Raw genomic sequence first — 20270 nt, 5'->3', positions numbered from 1 at the left:
GGCTTAGGCCGCGCTCAAGCCACGCTGGATGTCCGGCACGGATGCCAGCAGGCTACTTGTGTAGGCGTGCTGCGGTTGCCTGAGCACGGCCTCGGCGCCACCCTGCTCGACGATGCGGCCGTTCTGGAAGACCAGCACGCGGTCGCACAGATGCTCGATGACGCCGAGATCATGCGAGATGAACAGCAGCGCCGTTCCGAGCCGCGATTGGAGCTCGGCCAGGAGATCGAGCACCTGGGCCTGGATGCAGATGTCGAGCGCCGAGACCGGCTCATCGCAGACGATGATGGCGGGTTCAGCCGCTAGCGCCCGCGCGATCGACACCCGCTGACGCTGGCCGCCGGACAATGATCGCGGCACGCGGTCGAGATGATCGGCACTCAGGCCGACCAGTTCGAGCAGCGACACGATCCGGTCCAGGCGCGCGATGCGGCTATCGGCGCCCGGAAGATTTTCCGCGATGATGTCCTTCACGCGATAGCGCGGATCGAAGCTGCTGAGGGCGTCCTGCGGAATGTATTGCATCTTGCGACGAAGCCGGCGGCGCCCAGCTTCCGCGACCGAGGACCAGGGCTCTCCGAGCAATGTTACCTCACCGTCATCCGGGTGAAGCAGCCCGAGCACGATCTTGGCACAGGTGGATTTTCCCGAGCCGGATTCGCCGACGATACCGACGACCTCGGCGGCCCTGACATCGAAGCTGATGTCCTGCAGGACCACCGACTTCGCCCGTCCGGCGGCTTTCGGCGCAATGAAACTCTTCGAGATCTCCTTGACTTCGAGCACGACCTCGCCTGCCGCCTGTCGCTGCGGCAAGGGCTCCCGCACGATGGAGACCGCCGTCGCATCGCTCGCACCGGGCTCGAACCTCGCCGACGCGAGCCTGGACCCGCGCGACCGCCCCGACGGAATCGCCGCGATCAACTGCCGCGTATAGGGATGGCGCGGATGGGTAAGGACATCGCGCGTCGGCCCACTGTCGACCACCCTGCCGTCGCGCATCACGATGACACGGTCGGCGATGCCGGCGACCACCGCGAGATCGTGACTGATGAGCAGGAGACCCGCCCCCTCCCGGATTCGATCCGCCAAGACCTGGAGCACCTGCGCCTGGACGGTGACGTCGAGCGAGGTCGTCGGCTCGTCCGCGATAATGAGATCGGGGGCAGCCGCGATCGCCGACGCGATCAGCGCGCGCTGGCGCAGGCCACCGGACAATTGATGCGCATATTGCAGAGCGCGATCAGCGGGGTTGGGAATGCCGACCTTGCCGAGCGTCTGCAGCGTCCGATCCCGGATAGCGCCTGCATCGGTCAGAATGCGATGGCTCGAAATGACCTCGGCAACCTCCTGGCCGATCGTGCGCAAGGGATCGAGCGAGACCAGGGCATCCTGCATGACGAGCCCGGTCACGGTCCCGCGCAGCTTTCGCCAGTCGGCTTCGCCGAAGCTGCGAGCGTCACGTCCCTTGATCTCGAACCGGTGCGCGGCGGTCCTCGCGCCGTCGCCGGCGAGATTGAGCAGGCTTCGCGCGGTGATGCTCTTGCCCGAGCCGGATTCACCGACCAGGGCAACGCATTCGCCGGGCCTGATCGACAGATCGAAATCAACAACGATCGGCTTGCCGCCATTGGCGCCGGCAAAGCCGATGCTCAGTCCCTGCACCTCGACGATCGGCGCTGCCCGATCTATCTGCGAACCTACGCTGCTCATACGAGCCGCCCTTCAAATCTCTGTTGTAGGTGATTGCCGATCACGCCGAAGGCGATCACCGTCGCGGTGATGGCGAGGCCCGGGAAGACTCCAGGCCACCAGGCGACGCGCAGCACATCCCGGCTCTCCGCCAGCATCACGCCCCATTCCGGCGTCGGCGGCTGCGGTCCGAGCCCGAGGAAGCTCAGGCCGGATACGATCAGGATCGTCGAGCCGATATAGACGGTGGCGATGATCGGGATGGCAACAAGGACGTTGGGCAGGACGTGCCGGATGAACACTTGCCAGCGGCTCAATCCGTAGATCGCGGCCTGCGTCACGTAATCGGCATCGCGTATCAGCTGAGTCTGCGCCCGCACCACGCGACCAAATTTCGGGATGCCGGCGATGCCGACCGCGATGGCGATGTTGAGCATGCCTTGGCCGAGGAAGGTCACGATCAGCATGGCGAGCAGCACGCCGGGAAATGACGACAGCATATCGAACAGGCGCGACACGGCCTCATCCAGAATGCGATTGCGCTGGCCCGCGATGATGCCGAGGACAATGCCTGCTCCGAGTCCGACCGCAACACCGCCGAACCCGATCAGGAGCGAGTAGCGCGTGCCGAAGACGGTCCGCGCGAAGACGTCGCGGCCGAGCCGATCGGTCCCGAACAGATGCGCCCAGCCCGGCGGCTTCAGGCCCTCGCTGAAATCGCCGACGAGCGGATCGAAGTGCGTGAACAGCGAAGGCGCGATCGACGCCGCGATCAGGAACGCGACGAAGACGAAGGACAGGACGAGCCCGAACGGCAGACGGCGCCGAACAGCGATTGCAGCCAGAGAATGTGACGCCTCGAAGCCAACGAGGTCTTGTGGGGCCTCGAGCGGTACGGCCGTGTCGAAGGAGCGATGCGACGGCGCGGTCATTGGGCCCTCAATCTCGGGTCGATCAGCACATAGAGGATGTCGAGCAGCGTGGACGCGGCAACGTGGATGAAGGCTGCGAGCAGCACGACGGTGAGCACGACCGGTACGTCGTGGGTCAGCACCGCGCCCAACGTTACCGTGCCGAGGCCTGGCCGGCCGAACACCTTCTCGGTGATGACCGCACCACCGAGCAGGCCGCCGATCAGCCAACCGCCTAACGTCACCGCCGGCAAAAGAGCGTGCCGCAACACGTGACGCCAGCGAATGACGAGTTCGCCGACGCCGCGCGACCGCACGGTCGTCACGAAGGGCTGGTCGAGCGTCTTCTCCATGGCTTCACGCAGAACCTGCGTCAGCAGGCCGGCGGTCGGCAATGCCAGGGTGATCGCCGGCAGCACGAGGGAATTCCACCCCTCCGCGCCCGATACCGGAAACCAGCGCAGATTGAACGAGAATGCCATCAGCAGGAGGATGCCGAGCCAGAAGACGGGCGTCGAGGCGAACACCAGTTCGACGAACGAGGCCAGCTCGCGCGAGAACCGCCCTCGCCCCGCAGTCAGCAGCGCGATGAAGCCGGCAATCACGATCGCAAGCACGCCGGCGGTGAGCGCAAGCTCGACGGTCGGCAGAAGCTGCGATCCGACGACCTCGATCACCGGCTGGCGCAGCACATAGGACGTGCCGAAATCGCCGCGGAGGATGCGCGACAAGAACTCGACGTACTGCTCGGGCAACGAGCGATCGAGGCCCCATTCGGCTGCGATCGCCTCACGGAGGCCGGGATATTCGACGTCACCGGCGAGGATGTCCTGAATGCGGCCCGGCAGCGCATGCAACGCGAGAAACGTTGCTGTCACGCTCGCCCAGGCCACCACCAGGCTGGTGAACAGCCTGGAGACGATGCGGAACCACATGGCCTACTTCTTCGCGATCCAGAAATCGTAGGCGCTGGACGGCGAGTCGAGGCCGGCCTCGAAGCCCAGACCGTTGACGTTGCTCTTCGCCGCCAAGAACCACCTCGGCGCGAACAACGGCACGATGAAGGCCTGGTCCACACCCCGCTTCTGAATCGCGTCGGTGAGCTGCCGCTTGCGGACCGGATCGGTCGTCCGCAACGACTCGTCGATCTGGCTCGTGATCTCCTGGTCTGGATTGGGAATGTTGGAATAGAGGAAGCCCTTCGATCCCAGCATGTCCCAGAGCTCGCGGGCAGGATCGGACGGATTGTCCGTATTGGGATAGATCACCCAGGTGCCGTTGGCGTTGTTCTTGGCGTATTCGCCCGCCGTGATCAGGCGCAGGTTGAGATCGAGGCCGACATTCTTGCGCAACGCCGCCTGGACGCCCTGGATAAGGATGTCGCGATTGTCGCGCACATAGGGCTGCGGATAGCCGACCTCGATCGAGAGGCGCTTGCCGTCCTTGGTGCGGAAGCCTTCGGAATCGCGGCCGGTCCAGCCGGCTTCGTCGAGCAGCTTGTTGGCGCCAGCAATGTCGTTGCCCCAGGAACCGAGCAGTGCCTTGTTATAGGCGGGATTGGCCGGGCCGATGATCGACCAGGCGCGCGGCACGGTGCCGAGATAGACCTGCTTCACGATCGGCTCCAGATCGAAACCGTCGCGCAGCGCGCGGCGCACGCGAACATCGTCCGCCGGCGGGCGCGTGTAGTTGATGTTGAAGGTGAAGGACGTGCTGGCGCCGGACGGGCCGGTCAGCAGCTTGAAGCCCGGCTGCTCCGCGAACAGCGGCGCATCGGTCGGCTGCACGCCCTCGATCAGATCCACCTGCCCCGAGGTCAATGCGCCCGTGCGAACGGCATATTCGGGGAGGAAGCGGAGAGTGACGCGGTCCAGATGAGCAGGTCCGTTATGCGCGGCATTGCCAGGCGCCCAATTATAGGCCGCGTTGCGCGCGAACACCGCGGACTGGCCGCGTGTGTAGCTCTCGAACACGAACGGTCCGGTGCCGGCCAACCCGCGTCCACCTCCGCAGAGATCACCCTTCGCCAGCGATTTCGGCGAGATCAGGCCGAGCTTCACATTCGAGGTCGACTCCAGGAAACTCGAATCCGGCGTCGACAACACCAGTTTGACCACATAGGGCGAGACCACTTCGGCACGATCGTAGGCCTGGAGCAGCGAGACCGCGGTGACCGCGTTCTCGGGCTGCTTGACGAAATCGTAGTTGGCCTTGACCGCTGCAGCGTCGAACTTCTCCCCGTCGTGGAAGACGACGTCTTCCCTCAGCTTGTAGGTGTATTCCTTGCCGTCGGTCGAAATCGACCACTCGGTCGCAAGCCAGGGTGCGAACGTGCCATCCGCCTTCTTCGCGATCAGCGAGTCGATGTAATTGCGGGCCACGAAGAACGCGGCCTGCTGTGACGAATAATGCGGATCGAAGCATGATGGCTCGGTCGTCACGCCCCACCGCAACGCGCCTCCGGAAACCGGCTTGTCTTCGGCATACGCTACATTCGACGCAAGCAAGGCAATCGCCACGCCGCTCACCAGCAAATTATTCTTCTTCATCCGCGTCACTCGCAATCGTTTCTGCTGCTGCCCCTGCAATCGGCGCATCGAACATCATCAATTGAAGGATGACGTTCGTTTGCGCTTCATCCGATCTGCACGAGGCGTTATCTCTTGTTGCATCGCGATGTAATTCGTCGTCGCGCGCAAACGCAACATGCAAACGGTCGCGACCACGGCTGCACATGAAATTTGACAAATTATTCGAGCCCTCGCGCCGACGGTGGATGAAATCGACGACATCGAACGCCAATCCGACAATTCGATGCTGCACGGTCGTTGCGCATCGTGACCCGACAACCAGCTGACCTTTGGAATCCCCATGTCGCCACGCCAATTGCACCTGAACGTCAACCTGCTTCACTCCGGCGTATATCCGTCAGCCTGGCGACTGCCCGACAGCGATCCACGCGCCTTCTTCGATCTCGGTCATTATGTGCGCGTGGCTCAGATTGCCGAGCGCGGCAAGTTTGACGCAATCTTTCTGGCGGACTCGCCAGCCGTGAACGACCGCATCGACTACCGGTCGTTCACGTCGATGGAGCCGACCATCGTGCTGGCAACAGTTGCCGCAACGACCAGGCACATCGGTCTGATTGGGACGGTGTCGACGACCTACAACGAGCCCTACAACATCGCACGCCGTTTCGTGACGCTCGACCACGCCAGCGGCGGCCGCTCGGGATGGAACGCGGTCACCACGGCAGATGCCGCTTCAAGCCGCAATTTCGGTCTGTCGTCGGTGACGGAACACAAGGCACGCTACGAACGCGCCAAGGAGTTCACGGAAGTCGTCCACGCATTGTTCGACAGCTGGGAGGACGACGCCTTTGTGGGCGACAAGGCGAGCGCGCGATTTGTTGATACGTCGAAAGTGCACCCGATCGCGCACCGCGGCCCGCATTACTCGGTGGCAGGACCGTTGAACGTCCCACGCTCACCACAGGGGCGACCGGTCACGGTGCAGGCGGGTGGCTCGAACGACGGGCGCGATTTCGCGGCAGCCTATGCAGAAGCCGTATTCACGCTGGCGCAGAGCATCGAGGAAGGCGTCGCGTATGCGCGCGATCTGCGCGCACGCGCCGCGTCCTATCGTCGTTCCGGCGATTCCATCATCATTCTGCCCGGGCTCGCCACCGTCATCGGCAGCACCGAGGCCGAAGCCAAGCGGCGACAGGACGAGCTCTGGGAACTGGTGCCGATCGAATACAGCCTGGCGCGGTTGGCCGGCACGCTTCAGATCGACCCTACCCTCCTCGAGCTCGACAAGCCCCTGCCGGATCCCCTGCCGCTTCCGGTCAATGCCAACCACACCATGTTCCAAGGCACCGTGAATATCGCACGGCGTGGCAATCTCACAGTCCGACAGCTGATCCGCGCGCTCGGAGGCGGCGTCGGACATCGCATCATCGTCGGCACGCCGGAGCAGATCGCCGACGACATCGAGGCTTGGTTCAAGGCGGGTGCCGCCGACGGTTTCAACCTCATGCCAGACGTACTGCCGTCCGGTCTGGAGACCTTCGTCGATACCGTCGTGCCCATCCTACAGAGTCGCGGGCTGTTCCGCACCGAGTACGCCGGCTCGACGCTGCGCGATCATTTTGGCCTGCAGCGACCAGTGAGCCGATATGCGAAGCGGTCGCCGGAGGTCGCATCAGCCTAGCTGTCCCGACTATCTACCCCAGAGATCGAGCCCGCCCGTCGGCGGGCTTGGCCGATCGCCTGGCCCGCACGCGCGGAATTACCTCGAGTGCAAATCGCCGCATCTCGGCCTCGAACGGCTGGAATTGCAGCATGAAGAGCTCGATGCCGGCCGCATGGAACGCCTCGATGCGCTCCGCCACCTCGTCATAGCTCCCGACCAGCCCCGCGGCGGTACCGCCATTGCTGCCAACGCGCGGCGTCTTCTGCATGGTCTGCATCATCACGACCTTGGGGTCGGTGTTGTGCTTCTGGATCGCCTTCATCGGCGCATCCTTTGCGGCGAGGCTCAGCAACCGCTCGTAAGCGGCCTGCGCCAGCTCCCGGGTTTCGCGTGCGACGACGAAGGCCGACAAGCCGAAACGGAGCGGCGGCGCGGCATCGCGCGGGCGCACTGCGACATCGGCAATCAACCCGGCCACATCCTCCAGCGGCTGGCCATTGATGAACCAGACGTCGCCATGGCCTGCAACGAGGCCGCGCGCCGGCTCGGACTCACCGCCGACATAGATGGCCGGACGCTTGCGATACAGGCTGGTCGGGCGCAGGGCATAGTCCGTGACGTTGAAATGCTCGCCCGCATAATTGAGACGTTCGCCTTCCATGAGGCGCGAGACGACAGATATCCACTCGCGGCCGTAGGCATAGCGAGCGTCATGGTCCGGGAAGCCGATCCCGGCCTTCTCCAGTTCGGGACGGTTCCAGGCATTGACCAGATTGATCGCAAACCGGCCACCGCTGATGTTCTCGATCCCGAGTGCGAGCTTCGCCAGCACGACGGGGTGATAGAGATAGGGCTTGATCGCAGCAATGATCTCGATGCGCTTGGTCAACGCCGCGATCGCTGCCGCGGCACTCCAGGCCTCGAGCTGATCGAGGTCTTCCTGATGCGGGTTGATGGTGTGCTGCGCGATCAGCGTTGAATCATAACCGAGCTCTTCGGCTGCAAGGATGAGATCGCGATTGCGCTCCCATGACGCATCATAAGGCTCTTCGGGATCCTGATGCGCCGCGCGCGGCCCATGCACCAGCGCCCAAATGCCGAAGCGAAGAGGTGCAGTCGCCATCGTGCTCTCCTGTAACTTTCTTTGGCCATGCTATCGATCGGTACCTGTTCTCGCCAACGGCTGATGCGAGATCAAGCACATCCGCCTCAAAAGATTTTCTTTGTCGTGCAGCGGCGCCGCAACGACAGCAGATCACTCCGTATCGAATGACAATTGAAATAGCGCTCTATTTCTGTCGGGCCGATTTCGTGGGACATTTTCCGCGGACGGCAAGTCATTGGCGTCGCACCTCCCGGATCGGATGCAGGAGGTGGAACGAGGTCTCGCGTCTTGAGCAATATCGAACTGAGCCAAATCGACAGTACGGCGATCGGCGCGGCTAACGCGCCGTCAACGCAGGGCAGCGTTCAATCGCCGGCGCGAGCCAGCAAGCTTGGTGCTCGCGGCCTTCAGCTCCTGTCCTGGATCGCGCCCGCGATGCTCGTGATTGTCTGGGAGGCGCTTGCACAGGCGGGATGGCTTTCGCCACAGGTTCTGCCCGCGCCGAGCAAGGTCATCCGGACAGCGTTCAAGCTTGCGACCACCGGGAGTCTGTTGAACGACCTCGGCGTCAGCCTCCTGCGTGCCGCAGCCGGCTTTGCGATCGGTGCCGCTGTTGGCGCCACGCTGGGCGTTCTTGTCGGCTTCTCGCGGGTAGCGGAAGCCGCGATCGACCGCAGCGTGCAGATGATCAGGGCCATCCCCTTCCTCGCCGCGCTCCCCCTCGTCATCGTCTGGCTGGGCGTCGGCGAAGCGGAAAAGATCTTCCTTGTCGCACTTGGCGTCACGTTCCCGATCTACATCAACACCGTGCTCGGCATCCGCCAGGTCGATCCGAAGCTGCTTGAGCTGGGACGGGTCCAAGGCCTAAGCTCGCTCCAACTGATCTGCAGGATCATCCTTCCAGGCGCGCTGCCGTCGATCCTGACCGGTGTTCGTTACGCTCTCGCCACGGCGTGGCTCGCGCTGGTGGTGGCTGAAACCATCGGCGCGCAGTCGGGGATCGGCTTTCTCGCGATGGATGCCCGCGAATTCCTGCGCACCGATGTGATTGTCCTGACGATCGTGATCTACGCGCTGATCGGCGTCGCTGCCGATGCCATTGCGCGCTTTCTCGAACAGCGCCTCCTCGCCTGGCACCCGAACTACGGAGCAGCGAGATGAACGTGCACGTCGCTCCGCAGTCCTCGACGCCATTCAAATCCGGGCCCGCCGTCGTCGTCAGCAACCTCATCCGCAGCTATGGCAGCCGCGTCGTCATCGAGAAGCTGAACCTGCGCATCGATCGCGGCGAGTTCGTCGCCCTGCTCGGCGAAAGTGGCTGTGGCAAGACAACATTGTTGCGGGCGTTGGCCGGGCTGGATCCCATCCAGGGTGGCCGTATCGCGGCGCCCCGCCGGCCGGCCGTGGTGTTTCAGGAGCATCGGCTGCTGCCCTGGGACAATCTCTGGCGCAATGTGGCGCTCGGCTTGCAGGTTCCAGATCCTCGCGAACGCGCCGCCGAAGCGCTCACCGAGGTCGGCCTCGGTGACAGGCTCGACGACTGGCCCCGCAATCTGTCCGGCGGACAAGCCCAGCGCGTGGCGCTCGCCCGCGCGCTGGTGCAGCAGCCCGAGCTTCTGTTGCTCGACGAGCCGTTTGCAGCCCTCGATGCGCTGACTCGTATCCGGATGCACGAGTTGGTCCGCGAACTGGTTGCCAATCATCAGCCCGGCGTCCTGCTCGTCACCCACGATGTCGACGAAGCGATCGCGCTTGCCGATCGGATCCTCGTGATGCGCAACGGCGCGATCGCCTTCGACCATCGCGCCGTGCGTGACGGCTCGACACCCATCTCGCGTGCCGAGCTCCTCGACGAGCTTGGCGTGGTCCCCCATTCTCCCAGCTAATCATCCGGAAGGCCAACATGTCCGACTCTCCATCTGCCAAACCATCCCGGCGCAGCTTCCTCGGCTCCGCAGCTTTTGGCATTGGCGCGCTCGCCGGCATGAATATCAGCGAATTCGCCCAGGCCGCGCCTGGCCGTACCACCGACACGGTCCGCCTGACCTGGGGCCTGAGCGGCCTCAATCTGATCGCCAAGGAGCGCGGCGAGTTCGAGAAGGTGCTGGCCAAGGATGGCATCAAGGTCGAGTGGCTCGGCCCCTTCCCGAATCATGCGCCGACCTTGCAGGCGGTGACGGGCGGCAGCACAGATTTCAGCTTTGGCGGCAGCACCACGCCTGCGCTCGCCGCGATCATCGCCGGCTCGCCGCTAGTGTTCACCCAGTTCGTGGTCTACGAGCCCCGCACCACGGCGATCATCGCCAAGGACGGCTCGGGCATCGACAGGATCGAAGATCTCGTCGGCAAGTCGGTCGCGGTCAATCGCTCAGGCCTCGGCGAATTCCTGCTGGTCGCCGCACTCGAGAAGCACAAGGTCGACCGCTCCGCGGTGAAGTTCGTCTATCTCAATCCGCCCGATGCGGCGCCCGCACTCGCCTCAGGCAAGGTCGACGCCTGGTCGATGTGGAGCCCGGGTGTCGACATCGCCCGGCTCGAATACAAGGCGCACGACATCTTTCTGGAAGGCCGCGATCTCGAATTCCAGATCGACTACACGTCCTATCTGACCACCCGCAAATTCGCGACCGACAATCCCGCCCTCGTCCGCGCGGTGAACGACGCCTTCCGCGCCGAAGGCAAGTGGATTTCGGAGAACAGCAGGGATGCCGAGCACATCGCGCAGAAGGCTGGGAAATACAGCGATCAGGTCCGCGACCAGTTCATCGCGATGAACCGCAAATACCGCTACTTCGCGGTCAACGACGAGCGCTTCATCAGCGAGCTGCAAAAGGCCGCCGACTGGCTCGCGGCCCGCAAGGTTCTACCCGAGCCGGTCAAGGTGACCGACCATCTCGCCCAGCTCTAATAACAGGCCAACACTATGAACAAGACCGTGTCCGCCCCCTCCCTCGGCACACCCGAACCGCTCAAGACCGGCTCGCCGGAGCTGGAGGCGCTCCTCAACCAGATCGCCGAGGGCGCCAGTGACCGCGAGCGCGACCGTGTCCTGCCGTTCGAGGTCATCGATCTCATTCGCCGGGCCCGCCTTGGCGCGTTGCGGCTGCCGTTGAACGCCGGTGGCGCCGGCAGCACGATCCGCGATCTCTTCGCCTTCGTCATTCGCCTCGGCGAGGCCGACGCCAATGTCGCGCATATCCTGCGCAACCATTTCAGCGTGGTCGAGCGCCTGGTGCGTTCCCCCAAGGACGAGCAGAGCCGGCAATGGCAGAAGGCGGTCGCCGAGGGCGCCATCATCGGACTAGCGACGACCGAGCTCGAAAGCCCGCGCGTCGGTAATGTCACGCCGGGGACGACGTTCACGCCCGACGGGAACGGCGATTATCTGCTGAACGGCACTAAATATTACAGCACCGGCACGCTGTACTCGGACTACGTACTGGTGCGCGCGGCCGATCCGTCCGGTGCGACGGGCGCCACGATCGTGCCGATCAAGCGCGAGGGCATCGAGCTGGTCGATGACTGGGACGGGCTCGGACAACGGCTTACGGCGACCGGCACCACGCACTTCCGCAGCGTCAAGGTCAGGCGCCAGGAAGTGGTGTTCGACACGCCGGACGGCGGTTATGGTGTGCCCTATTCCAACACGTTTGCGCAGCTGTTTCTGACGGCGATCGTCGCGGGTATTGCGCGTGCGACGCTGCGCGATGCGACAGCCCTGGTCCGCTCGCGCAAGCGTACGTTTTACTACGCGCCCACCGAGATCCCGACCGACGATCCGCTCCTGCAACAGACGGTCGGCCAGATCGCCAGCGGCGCTTTTGCGGCCGAGACGGTGGTGCTCGCGGCCGCCGAGGCGCTCGACCGTGCAACCGATGCGTTCGACGCCGGCGCGGCGAACGCTACAGAGGCGGCGCACACCGCCGCGCTGCTCTCGGCAAAGGCCAAGATCATCGCCGATGATTTCGCCATCCGAGGTGGCAGCCTGCTGTTCGATGTCGGCGGCGCATCGGCGACCAAGAAGGTCACCAACTTCGATCGTCACTGGCGCAATGCGCGCACGCTCTCTTCGCACAATCCGACCACCTACAAGGCGCGTTCGATCGGCGAACACGAGATCAACGGCACGCCGTTGCCCGCGAAGGGCTTTTTCTGAGAGCGAACAGGCCGATCCACGGCGTCCGATGCGAGGAGCGACAGATGGGAAAGTCCGACATTCATCTGGTCAGCGGCGATGACGAGGTCGAGCATCAGTTTCGAGCCGTGATGCGGCGCCTGGCCGGCGGCGTCACCATCATCACGGCCGGTCGCGACGAGGACATCACCGGCATGACGGTGACGTCCCTGACATCGCTCAGCGCCAGTCCGCCCCGGCTACTAGTCAGCGTCAACCGGCAGGCCTCGTCCTTTGCTCGAATCGCGCGCTACGGCGTATTCGGCGTCAACATTCTGGGATCGGATCAGCAGGCCCTCGCCGGGCGCTTCAGCGACGGAAGCTTGAAGGGCCACGAGCGCTTCGACGGGATCAGATGGTCCGCGGGGGCGGCCGGCGTGCCGCTGCTTGGCGACACTCTCGCAACCATCGAATGCAAGGTCGAGGAAATCATCGAACGGCACTCGCATGGCATCATCATCGGCAGCCTGTTGAGCTTCGAGCTGTCCCGCGAACTGTCGGGCCTGGTGTATTGGAACGGCCAGTACATCAGGATCACCCATGACTTCGACCTCGACCTCCTCGCCGAGATCAGCATTCCGTTGGCCCATGTCAGATAACCCGCCGGAATCGCCCAGCGGCGGGCGCTGGCAGCTTGACAGGATTGTCGCCGAGCTTCGCCTCTCGCGCGAAGAAACACACAGCATAAGGCGCGACGGAGAGGCGCGACGCGCTCCCTCGCGCGAGGCGCTTCAGGCCATTCTGGATGGCCTCACCGAGGCGCTATTTCCGAGGCATTACGGTCAGTTCGACCTCGACGGCGAGAATATCGACTATTTCGTCGGCAATCGCCTGAGCATCGCCCTCGACGGCCTTTGCGACCAGATCCACCGCGGCGCACGATTCGTCGGTGACGAGCTGATCCCGGGCTACCGGCGCGAGGACGCGGTCGAGCTGACGCGGCAGTTCGGCGAGCGCCTGCCGGTGGTGCGTGGACTCCTGATCTCCGATCTGAGAGCCGCCTTCGTCGGCGATCCCGCAGCCAGGAACTTTCCGGAGATCCTGATCGGATATCCGGGCATGACGGCGATCATCCATCACCGGCTGGCACATATCCTTGATGGGCTCAATGCGCGCTTGATCGCCCGACTTGTCGCGGAGATCGCTCATACGAGAACCGGGATCGACATTCACCCCGGCGCCAGCATCGGATCCGGCTTCTTCATTGATCACGGGACCGGTGTGGTCATCGGGGAGACCGCAATCATCGGCGACAATGTCCGGATCTATCAGGCCGTGACGCTCGGCGCGCGCCACCTTCCAACCGACGACGATGGCCATCTGATCAAGGGCGATGCACGGCATCCGATCGTCGAGGACGACGTCGTGATTTATGCCGGCGCAACCATCCTCGGGCGGATCACGATCGGCCGGGGCGCGACGATCGGCGGCAACGTCTGGGTCACCCAGGACGTGCCGCCGAACAGCATCGTGACGCAGGCCACCGCCCGCAACAAGCAGGGTTAGGCGGCCGGCGCCTTCCAGCGCATCAGGCGGCGTTCCAGCGTCTCGAGGATCGCGTTGAAGACGAGGCCGATCACGGTAATGCCCAGGATGCCAAAATACATCTGGGGGATCAGGAAGCTGTATTGGCTGTTGATGATGAGATAGCCGAGCCCCGATTTCGCGCCGACCATTTCTGACGCCACCAGGACCAGCATCGCGGATGCGCTCGCCAGACGGATGCCGACGAAGATCGTCGGCAATGATGCCGGCAGGATCACCTTCCGGAACAACTGGCTCGGTGTCGCGCCCATCGTCCGCGCTGACTTGACCAGCAGCGGATCGACCTGGCGCACGGCTGCGATCGTATTGAGAAGTAACGGCCAAGCGCAGCTATAAACCACCATGGTGACCTTCGAGAGCTCTCCAATGCCGAGCAGCAGGATGAAAACAGGGAGCAGCGCAAGTGGCGCCGTGTTGCGCGCGATCTCGATGATCTGGTTCAGGAAGTCGCCGAGCCGGGCGTACCATCCCGTCAGCACACCCAACGGCACGAACAGGACAATGGCGATCAGGAAGCCGCTCAGGGCTCGCAGCAGGCTTGCACCGACGTCGTCATAGAGTTCACCGCTCTGCGCGAGCTGCCAGCCCGCGGCGATCACCTCGGAGAACGGCGGCAGGAACGTCACGTCGATCAACCCGAGGCGCGGCGTCGTCTCCCAGACAGCCAGGAACACCAGCAGCAGCAGGGATCGTTGCCCGATTGTGCCGAACCATCGCACTAGGCTGCCCGTCGCGGCGGCAACCGCGCCGGCGCGTGGTCTGACCCGACCCTTCGGACTCCCCTCGGCGAGTTCCAGCAGCGTCAGGATCTCCAGATTAGACATGAGCCAACTCCTTCTTTCCTGCGCGCTCGCCGTCCGGCGCGGGCACCTGGGAGCCCTGCGCCTTCAACACTTCGTCGCGCAGCAAGGACCACACCTCGTGCCTGACCTGCCCGAACTCGGGCAGCGAGCGGACGTCCTCGGTCTCGCTGTGCAGCTCGGCGGGAATATCGACAATCTGCTTGATCCGGCCGGGGCGCGAGGTCATCACGGCCACGCGCTGGCCGAGCACGACGGCCTCGTCGATGCCGTGCGTGATGAACAGGATGGTTTTCCCGGTCCTGCGCCAGATCCGCAGCAGCTCGCCTTGCAGCGTCTCACGCGTCTGTGCGTCGAGCGCGGCAAAGGGCTCGTCCATCAGCAGCACCTCCGGATCGTAGGCAAGGCTTCGCGCGATCGCAACGCGCTGCTTCATACCGCCGGAGAGTTCGTGCGGATAGCGATCGGCAAAGCCGGACAGTCCGACCAGATCGAGATAATGCAGAGCCCGCTCGCGCCGCTCCCTGGCTTTGAGACCCGCAATATCGAGCCCGAACTCGACGTTCTGAGCGGCTGTACGCCAGGGGAACAGCGCGTACTGCTGGAACACAATGCCGCGGTCGCGCGCCGGCCCCTCGATGACCTTTCCATCGAGCAGGATGCGTCCGCTGCTCGGCGCCGTCAGTCCGCCGAGCAGATCCAGCAAGGTCGACTTGCCGCAGCCGCTCGGCCCGACCAGCGTCAGGAATTCGCCGGCACGAACATCCAGCGTGATATCATCGAGCGCGGTGAAGCTCTGCGCCGGCCCGCCATCCTTGCCGCGGACCAGGAACTCCTTGCGGACGTGCTCGAAGCGGATCTTGGCCATGGTCATTTGGCCTCCGCGGTCTTGCCGGGGCGGAAATGGTTGAACTCGTTGGTATAGATGTCCGATGGCTTGAGCTGGTCCTGCTTCAACAGACCGTCCTTGACCAGCCAGTCGATCCACACCTGGAGCTCTGCATCGCCGATCACCCCGCCCCTGGTCGCGACACCCGTGCTCTTCCAGTACTTGATGGGTGTTGCGTCCTCGTTGCGCTTGCGATCGGCAATGATGCGTTCGAAGCGGGCGCGGACCTCCTCGGGCGGCGTCGTCTGCGCCCAGGCGATGGCACGGGACACGCCCTCGATCAGCTTGCGGGACGCGTTGGGATTGTCCTTGATGAACTTGTCCCGCAGCACATAGGACCCGCCGGTGAAGTTTCCGAAGATGTCCGAGTCCGCGAACAGCCTGCGGATGCCGCCGCGCTCCAGCGCCTTGTCGCGCAGCACGCCGTTCAGCGTGCTGACCTCGACCTGCCCCTGCCGCAGCGCCTGCTCACCGGTGACCGGCGGGATCGCAACCAGCGTCACTTGCTTCGCCTCCGCCGGCGTCAGGCCATTGCGGGCCAGATACTCGCGCAGCACGAATTCGAGATGCGCCCCCAGCGTGTTCACCGCGACCCTCTTGCCGATCAGGTCGCGCGCGGTCTTGATCGGACTGTCCTCCTTCACGTAGTAGCCGTTGTAGGTGTTATCGTCCGAGCCGTAATAGCCGACAACAGCCTTGATCGGCGCCCTGGCTGCGATCAGCTTGATGATCGCGCCATAGAACGCGCCGCCGATATCGATGTCGCCGGTGACGACGGTCTGGATGTCCTGCGGACCGCTGATGGTGTTGCCGACCCATTTGAGCTTGAGCGGCGTGAGATAGCCGAGATCGTCGGCCAGTTCGATGAACGTCACCTGCCCGGCCCAGCCCTGGTAACGAATCTCGGTCTTTTCGAGCTGCACCTCGGCCATGGCACTGCTGGCGAGAGCCGTCAGGCCGAGGCCGGCCAGACCGAGTTGCCGCCCTCTTGCCCGCAGGCCGGCAACCAGACGACGCAACGCAGAGATAGCGATCTTCATTGTGTTCACTCCATTGCTCGGTTCAGGCGGCCTTCGCCTGGGGCTTCGCCGCCTTGATACGGGTCACGCTGCTGCGGCCGTCGATGCTGACCGGCACCTCGCCATCGATGGTGGCACGCCGGACCACGCGGTGCTGGTCGCCGTAATCGTTGACCGCGTAGTGCTGGGTCGCGCGATTGTCCCAGATCACCACGTCACCTTGCCGCCAGCTCCAGCGCACGGTGTTCTCGGGTGCGGTGATGTGCGACTGGAACAGGTCGAACAGTTTCTGGCTGTCGTATTTCGACAGGCCGACAAAGCGCTGGACGAAATTGCCGAGCACCAGCGTCCGTTCCCCGGTTTCGGGATGGACGCGAACGACGGGATGCTCGGTCTCGTAGACGGTCGCCGTGAAGACCTCCTCGAATTGCTTCCGGTCAGCCTCGCTCGCACGGGTCTTGACTGCATAGTCGTAGGCATTGCTGTGCACCGCCCACAGCTCGTCCGCGAGCTTGCGCAGCGGAGCCGGCAGATCCAGATAGGACGCCGCCGTGTTCGACCAGATCGTGTCGCCGCCGAACTCGGGGATCACGACGCCGCGCAAGACTGAGATCTTCGGATAAGCGTCGACGAATGTGACGTCGGTGTGCCACTGGTCGGCGCGCCCGCCTCCGCGCGCGGAGTCAAGTTCGAGGATCGAGGCCGTTCCCTTGGTGGAGCCGACCGTGGGATGTGGCACCAGCTTGCCGAGCCGATGGGCAAAACGCTCCTGCTCGGCATCGTCGAGATGATTCTGGTCACGGAAGAAGATGACTTTGTGCTCGAGCAGCACCTGGTTGATCGCCGCAATCGTCCGATCCGGAAGATCGCCCGAAAGCTTGATGTTCCTGATTTCGGCGCCGATACGGGCCGATCGCTTGACGATATCCGAACGCGGAATGACGTTGTCGATGGTGATTCCGTCTGTCATGTCATCTTCCCCGAGACCGCGATCCATTTGGACAAGGCTCCGCCGTTCGCCGATCGCTGCTGCGATGGCGGAGTGAAAGGCAGTGATGTTGCGATCGATCCTCTTGCGAGACCGCCGTCTGCTCTGGCGACAATCGCGTCTGGCGGGATCTTCCCCAGGGGCTGCATCGATGCAGCCCTTGTTCAGTCACAGGATGCTAACTCAAGGACTTCGGAAATAGCTTCCAAAGTTCGAGGCCGTTAAGAAACAGACGCATCCACGATCATGGCGTGTCCAGTTGCGACTTGCACTCTGCTCTATTCTGCCGCGACGATATTCGGCGACCGCCAGACGGCCGACGCGTAAAGGGCCGGCTCGAAGTCGTCGGCGATCGGCCCGTTGATCCGCGCCTCGTGCGCCGGAAGGTCGTCAAGGAACAGATCCCTGCTGATCCGCGCCACGACGCCCGGAATATCGCGCTTGAAGCTCGGCACGTCCCCAATCGGCAGGCCGAAGCTGACGAATGCCGCGGGGTTGAACACGTGGATGTTCCGCAAGTAAGGCGCGCGGCCGGGCTCCTTCTCCAGGAGTTCATGGCCCGCACCGAGATAAGGGTGTGCGCCCAGGGGCTCGTCCTGCTCGTCCGCGGCCGGAGAATAGCGGTCGCGCCATAGCAGGATCTCGTCGGAGAAGGCGGCGAGCTCAGGCCGCTTCGCCAGATCGACCTGGTAGCCCGTACCGGCGATGACGAAATCGAATACGATGTCGCCCTGCGGCGTGGTCGCGAGCAGCCGCCGTCCGAACGGCTTGGCTGACGTCCACGGCGCTGCCAGATGAAGGTGGAAGTTGGGGAACTTGACCGCACGCGCGATTGCATCGGGCGGCGGCGTCGATCCCGCGCGACGGAAGCGAATGGCCTGATGCCAGCGCACCGCGTCCGGGAGCGCCCCGTAATTGTCGTATGCGCCCGGATATCCACGCGTCCTGATCACCGGCTCCGAGGCCACCCTGCCGCGGCGTGCAAAGAGATGCACCTCCCTCGCCCCTGCTTCGAGCGCAACAGCCGCGGCATCGAACGCGGAGGCCGCACTGCCCAGCACCGCGACCGACTTGTCGCGGAGCCTGTCGAAATCGATCGCCTCCAACGTATGCGCGTAAAGTTCCTTTGACAGATTGCGGGAGAGCACGTCGGGGACGGACGGACCGCCGTTGCTTGGGAAACCGCCGGCCAGGATGATCTTGCGGGCCGTTTCCGTCTTCGCTTCGCCCGCTATATCGAGATGAAGCCGCAGGTGGTCCTGCGCCGGTTCGATAAGAACAAGCTTGGTACGATAGCGCACCTCGATGCCGAGCGTGTTGCGGTACCAATCGAGGTAGGCGGCCCAATCCACGCGGGCAATGCGATCGATCGCTTCATACGCGGCCGCGCCGTGGCGGGCCTCATACCAGGACTGGAAGCTCAGTCCGGGTAGGCCGAGCTCGGGTCCGGGCAAGCTCTTCGGCGTGCGCAGCTTGTGCATGCGCGCGCTGCTCAGCCATGGACCGGACGACGCCGCGTCATGTGATGCATCGATCACCGTGACCTTGCCGATGCCGGCACGGCGCAATGCAAAGGCGAAAGCGCTTCCGGATTGCCCGCCCCCGATGATGGCGACGTTGTGCTCGCCCCCGTGACGATCCGGAACCCAGTTCTGCGGATCTGGACCAATCAGACGCAGGGTTTCGCGAGCCGCGTCATCGACATCAGACTGAAACATGTTGCACCCGGATTTGTCTGCATCAGATGCGATCAAATCGTAGAAGCCAACGACACTCAGTCAATGAAATGGAATCGGTTTTGTTTGGCGGCCCGAACAACGAACCCACCGCGAGGGCACAGCGTGTTGAAAGATTTGCGTCGATAGCGCGGAGCAAGCCAGGAAGGGCGACCGGACATTCGCTCGTACGTCGGCTTTAAATTGAGACGATCGGTTCGTGACGTCATCTACTGAATGCGCTCCCGCCACTAGATTCATGCTCGCATCGCACCGAACAACGTAAATCCATTTCATCGACTTTTCTCACCCCGGCAACATAGAGTTCGTCTCGATCAAGCCGTCTCGACGGCTCGTTGGAGATTTTGGAAAGCACGATGTCGACCGCCGGCGTCATCAGCCTTGAACGGGACACGCCCGAGCTTGCACGGACCTACGAGCAAGCCGGCATCCTCCAGTTTCACCATGGCAAATTTCTCATTGGACCGCTGGCTTTGAAGTCAGGGGATCGCGTGCTCGATATCGGCGCCGGCACCGGCCGCCTGACCGAATTCGTCGCGGGACTTGTCGGCCGGACCGGGCGCGTGATCGGCATCGACCCGTTGGAGAACCGGGTCGCCATCGCGCGTCCGCGCGCCTCGGGGACGCTGACCTTCGATGTCGGCCGTGCCGAGGACCTTTCGCGCTTTGGACCCGCGGAATTCGACGCCGTCTACCTCAACAGCGCCTTCCACTGGATCGCGGACAAGCGGCAGGCGCTGCGTGAGATCGAACGCGTCCTCAGGCCGGGCGGCCGGATCGGGCTGAACGTTCAGGATCCGACCAAACCTCACGAGTCGCGAACCCTGCTCCGCCAGGCGATCGAACAGGCCGGCTTCGGCGAGAGAAGCAGCGAGTCGCATCGCGTGCTCGGAGCAACCGACGACGAGCTCAGAGCCCTGTTCGCCGAGGTCGGGTTCGTCGATTACCGAAGCGACCTGCGCTCGCTCGTCGATCTGCACGGCGACGTGACGTCGGTGCTGGGATGGTCCGAGGCCAGCGCCTTCGGCAACTTCCTTGGCGGCTTTTCGCCGGCGGAGCGGGCAGCGATCGACGCGGCCTTTGCAGCGCTAGTCGAGGCGAGGCGTACCCCGGAGGGCCTGCGCCTGGAGCGATATCTGCGTTTCGCCTTCGCGCGAAAGCCGGGGTCACGCACCGTCACTTCCGTCTCGTAGCCGCTCCGCCTCTTCTCGCATTTG

Annotated in this window: 19 protein-coding genes; 8 read left to right on the top strand and 11 right to left on the bottom strand. The window is 63.9% G+C overall.

Annotation, left to right across the window (positions count from 1 at the left end):
* Window positions 1-3: 3 nt before the first annotated feature.
* From IVB46_RS24270 to IVB46_RS24250, 5 genes are read right to left on the bottom strand one after another with little or no spacing between them, the layout of a single operon-like run.
* A complete protein-coding gene (locus tag IVB46_RS24270) occupies window positions 4-1713 on the bottom strand; it encodes an ABC transporter ATP-binding protein (protein WP_247343640.1) in 1710 nt (569 codons plus the stop codon).
* Window positions 1710-2624 (bottom strand): ABC transporter permease, encoded by a 915-nt coding sequence (locus IVB46_RS24265; RefSeq protein ID WP_247343637.1) that lies wholly within the window; start codon window positions 2622-2624, stop codon window positions 1710-1712. The genes IVB46_RS24270 and IVB46_RS24265 overlap by 4 nt, the downstream gene beginning before the upstream one ends.
* Entirely contained in the window at window positions 2621-3538 is a 918-nt protein-coding gene (locus IVB46_RS24260; RefSeq protein ID WP_247315030.1) for an ABC transporter permease, read from the bottom strand. Before IVB46_RS24260 ends, IVB46_RS24265 begins: the two co-directional genes overlap by 4 nt.
* 3 nt (window positions 3539-3541) lie before the next feature.
* Window positions 3542-5152: an ABC transporter substrate-binding protein gene (locus IVB46_RS24255; RefSeq protein ID WP_247343633.1), complete on the bottom strand. Its 1611-nt coding sequence runs from the start codon at window positions 5150-5152 to the stop codon at window positions 3542-3544.
* Window positions 5139-5405 carry a hypothetical protein gene (locus IVB46_RS24250; RefSeq protein ID WP_247315028.1) on the bottom strand — a complete coding sequence of 89 codons (267 nt, stop codon included), beginning with the start codon at window positions 5403-5405 and terminating at the stop codon, window positions 5139-5141. The genes IVB46_RS24255 and IVB46_RS24250 overlap by 14 nt, the downstream gene beginning before the upstream one ends.
* Window positions 5406-5474: 69 nt before the next feature.
* Here IVB46_RS24250 and IVB46_RS24245 point away from each other — a divergent pair, with 69 nt between their 5' ends.
* Window positions 5475-6815 (top strand): LLM class flavin-dependent oxidoreductase, encoded by a 1341-nt coding sequence (locus IVB46_RS24245; protein WP_247343630.1) that lies wholly within the window; start codon window positions 5475-5477, stop codon window positions 6813-6815.
* A gap of 13 nt (window positions 6816-6828) precedes the next feature.
* Here the strand turns inward: IVB46_RS24245 and IVB46_RS24240 are convergent, their stop codons facing one another.
* Window positions 6829-7920 carry an LLM class flavin-dependent oxidoreductase gene (locus IVB46_RS24240; RefSeq protein ID WP_247315026.1) on the bottom strand — a complete coding sequence of 364 codons (1092 nt, stop codon included), beginning with the start codon at window positions 7918-7920 and terminating at the stop codon, window positions 6829-6831.
* Window positions 7921-8337: 417 nt separating this feature from the next.
* Between IVB46_RS24240 and IVB46_RS24235 the strand changes: the two genes are divergently transcribed.
* The 6 genes from IVB46_RS24235 to epsC are packed head-to-tail and all read left to right on the top strand — an operon-like array spanning window position 8338 to window position 13582.
* Window positions 8338-9063: an ABC transporter permease subunit gene (locus IVB46_RS24235; protein ID WP_247315125.1), complete on the top strand. Its 726-nt coding sequence runs from the start codon at window positions 8338-8340 to the stop codon at window positions 9061-9063.
* Complete coding sequence (locus IVB46_RS24230; protein WP_247315023.1) at window positions 9060-9788, top strand: ABC transporter ATP-binding protein; 729 nt, start codon at window positions 9060-9062, stop codon at window positions 9786-9788. The genes IVB46_RS24235 and IVB46_RS24230 overlap by 4 nt, the downstream gene beginning before the upstream one ends.
* Window positions 9789-9805: 17 nt before the next feature.
* Window positions 9806-10810 (top strand): NrtA/SsuA/CpmA family ABC transporter substrate-binding protein, encoded by a 1005-nt coding sequence (locus IVB46_RS24225; RefSeq protein ID WP_247343626.1) that lies wholly within the window; start codon window positions 9806-9808, stop codon window positions 10808-10810.
* Window positions 10811-10825: 15 nt separating this feature from the next.
* Entirely contained in the window at window positions 10826-12058 is a 1233-nt protein-coding gene (locus IVB46_RS24220; RefSeq protein ID WP_249807547.1) for an acyl-CoA dehydrogenase family protein, read from the top strand.
* A gap of 44 nt (window positions 12059-12102) precedes the next feature.
* Window positions 12103-12675: a flavin reductase family protein gene (locus tag IVB46_RS24215; protein WP_085404163.1), complete on the top strand. Its 573-nt coding sequence runs from the start codon at window positions 12103-12105 to the stop codon at window positions 12673-12675.
* The gene (gene epsC, locus IVB46_RS24210) at window positions 12665-13582 is read left to right on the top strand and encodes a serine O-acetyltransferase EpsC (RefSeq protein ID WP_247315018.1); all 918 of its coding nucleotides are present in this window, start codon (window positions 12665-12667) and stop codon (window positions 13580-13582) included. The genes IVB46_RS24215 and epsC overlap by 11 nt, the downstream gene beginning before the upstream one ends.
* Here epsC and IVB46_RS24205 read toward each other — a convergent pair.
* The 5 genes from IVB46_RS24205 to IVB46_RS24185 all read right to left on the bottom strand — a co-directional run bounded on the left by IVB46_RS24205 (window position 13579) and on the right by IVB46_RS24185 (window position 19035).
* Window positions 13579-14445: an ABC transporter permease gene (locus tag IVB46_RS24205; RefSeq protein WP_247315015.1), complete on the bottom strand. Its 867-nt coding sequence runs from the start codon at window positions 14443-14445 to the stop codon at window positions 13579-13581. The genes epsC and IVB46_RS24205 overlap by 4 nt on opposite strands.
* Complete coding sequence (locus tag IVB46_RS24200; RefSeq protein WP_247315013.1) at window positions 14438-15295, bottom strand: ABC transporter ATP-binding protein; 858 nt, start codon at window positions 15293-15295, stop codon at window positions 14438-14440. The genes IVB46_RS24205 and IVB46_RS24200 overlap by 8 nt, the downstream gene beginning before the upstream one ends.
* Complete coding sequence (locus IVB46_RS24195) at window positions 15292-16350, bottom strand: ABC transporter substrate-binding protein (RefSeq protein WP_247315011.1); 1059 nt, start codon at window positions 16348-16350, stop codon at window positions 15292-15294. Before IVB46_RS24195 ends, IVB46_RS24200 begins: the two co-directional genes overlap by 4 nt.
* A gap of 22 nt (window positions 16351-16372) precedes the next feature.
* Window positions 16373-17299 (bottom strand): TauD/TfdA family dioxygenase, encoded by a 927-nt coding sequence (locus IVB46_RS24190; protein ID WP_247315009.1) that lies wholly within the window; start codon window positions 17297-17299, stop codon window positions 16373-16375.
* Window positions 17300-17595: 296 nt separating this feature from the next.
* Window positions 17596-19035, bottom strand: coding sequence for an NAD(P)/FAD-dependent oxidoreductase (locus tag IVB46_RS24185; RefSeq protein WP_247315008.1), 1440 nt, complete (start codon window positions 19033-19035; stop codon window positions 17596-17598).
* Between the two features lie 374 nt (window positions 19036-19409).
* Between IVB46_RS24185 and IVB46_RS24180 the strand changes: the two genes are divergently transcribed.
* Window positions 19410-20246, top strand: coding sequence for a methyltransferase domain-containing protein (locus IVB46_RS24180; RefSeq protein WP_247315007.1), 837 nt, complete (start codon window positions 19410-19412; stop codon window positions 20244-20246).
* The last annotated feature ends 24 nt before the right edge of the window (window positions 20247-20270 follow it).

Origin of the sequence: Bradyrhizobium sp. 61 (genome assembly GCF_023073075.1) — a bacterium.
In the GTDB taxonomy this organism is placed as follows: domain Bacteria; phylum Pseudomonadota; class Alphaproteobacteria; order Rhizobiales; family Xanthobacteraceae; genus Bradyrhizobium; species Bradyrhizobium barranii.
Note: the sequence above shows the minus strand (reverse complement) of the source record. Positions and strands in the feature narration are given on the sequence as shown.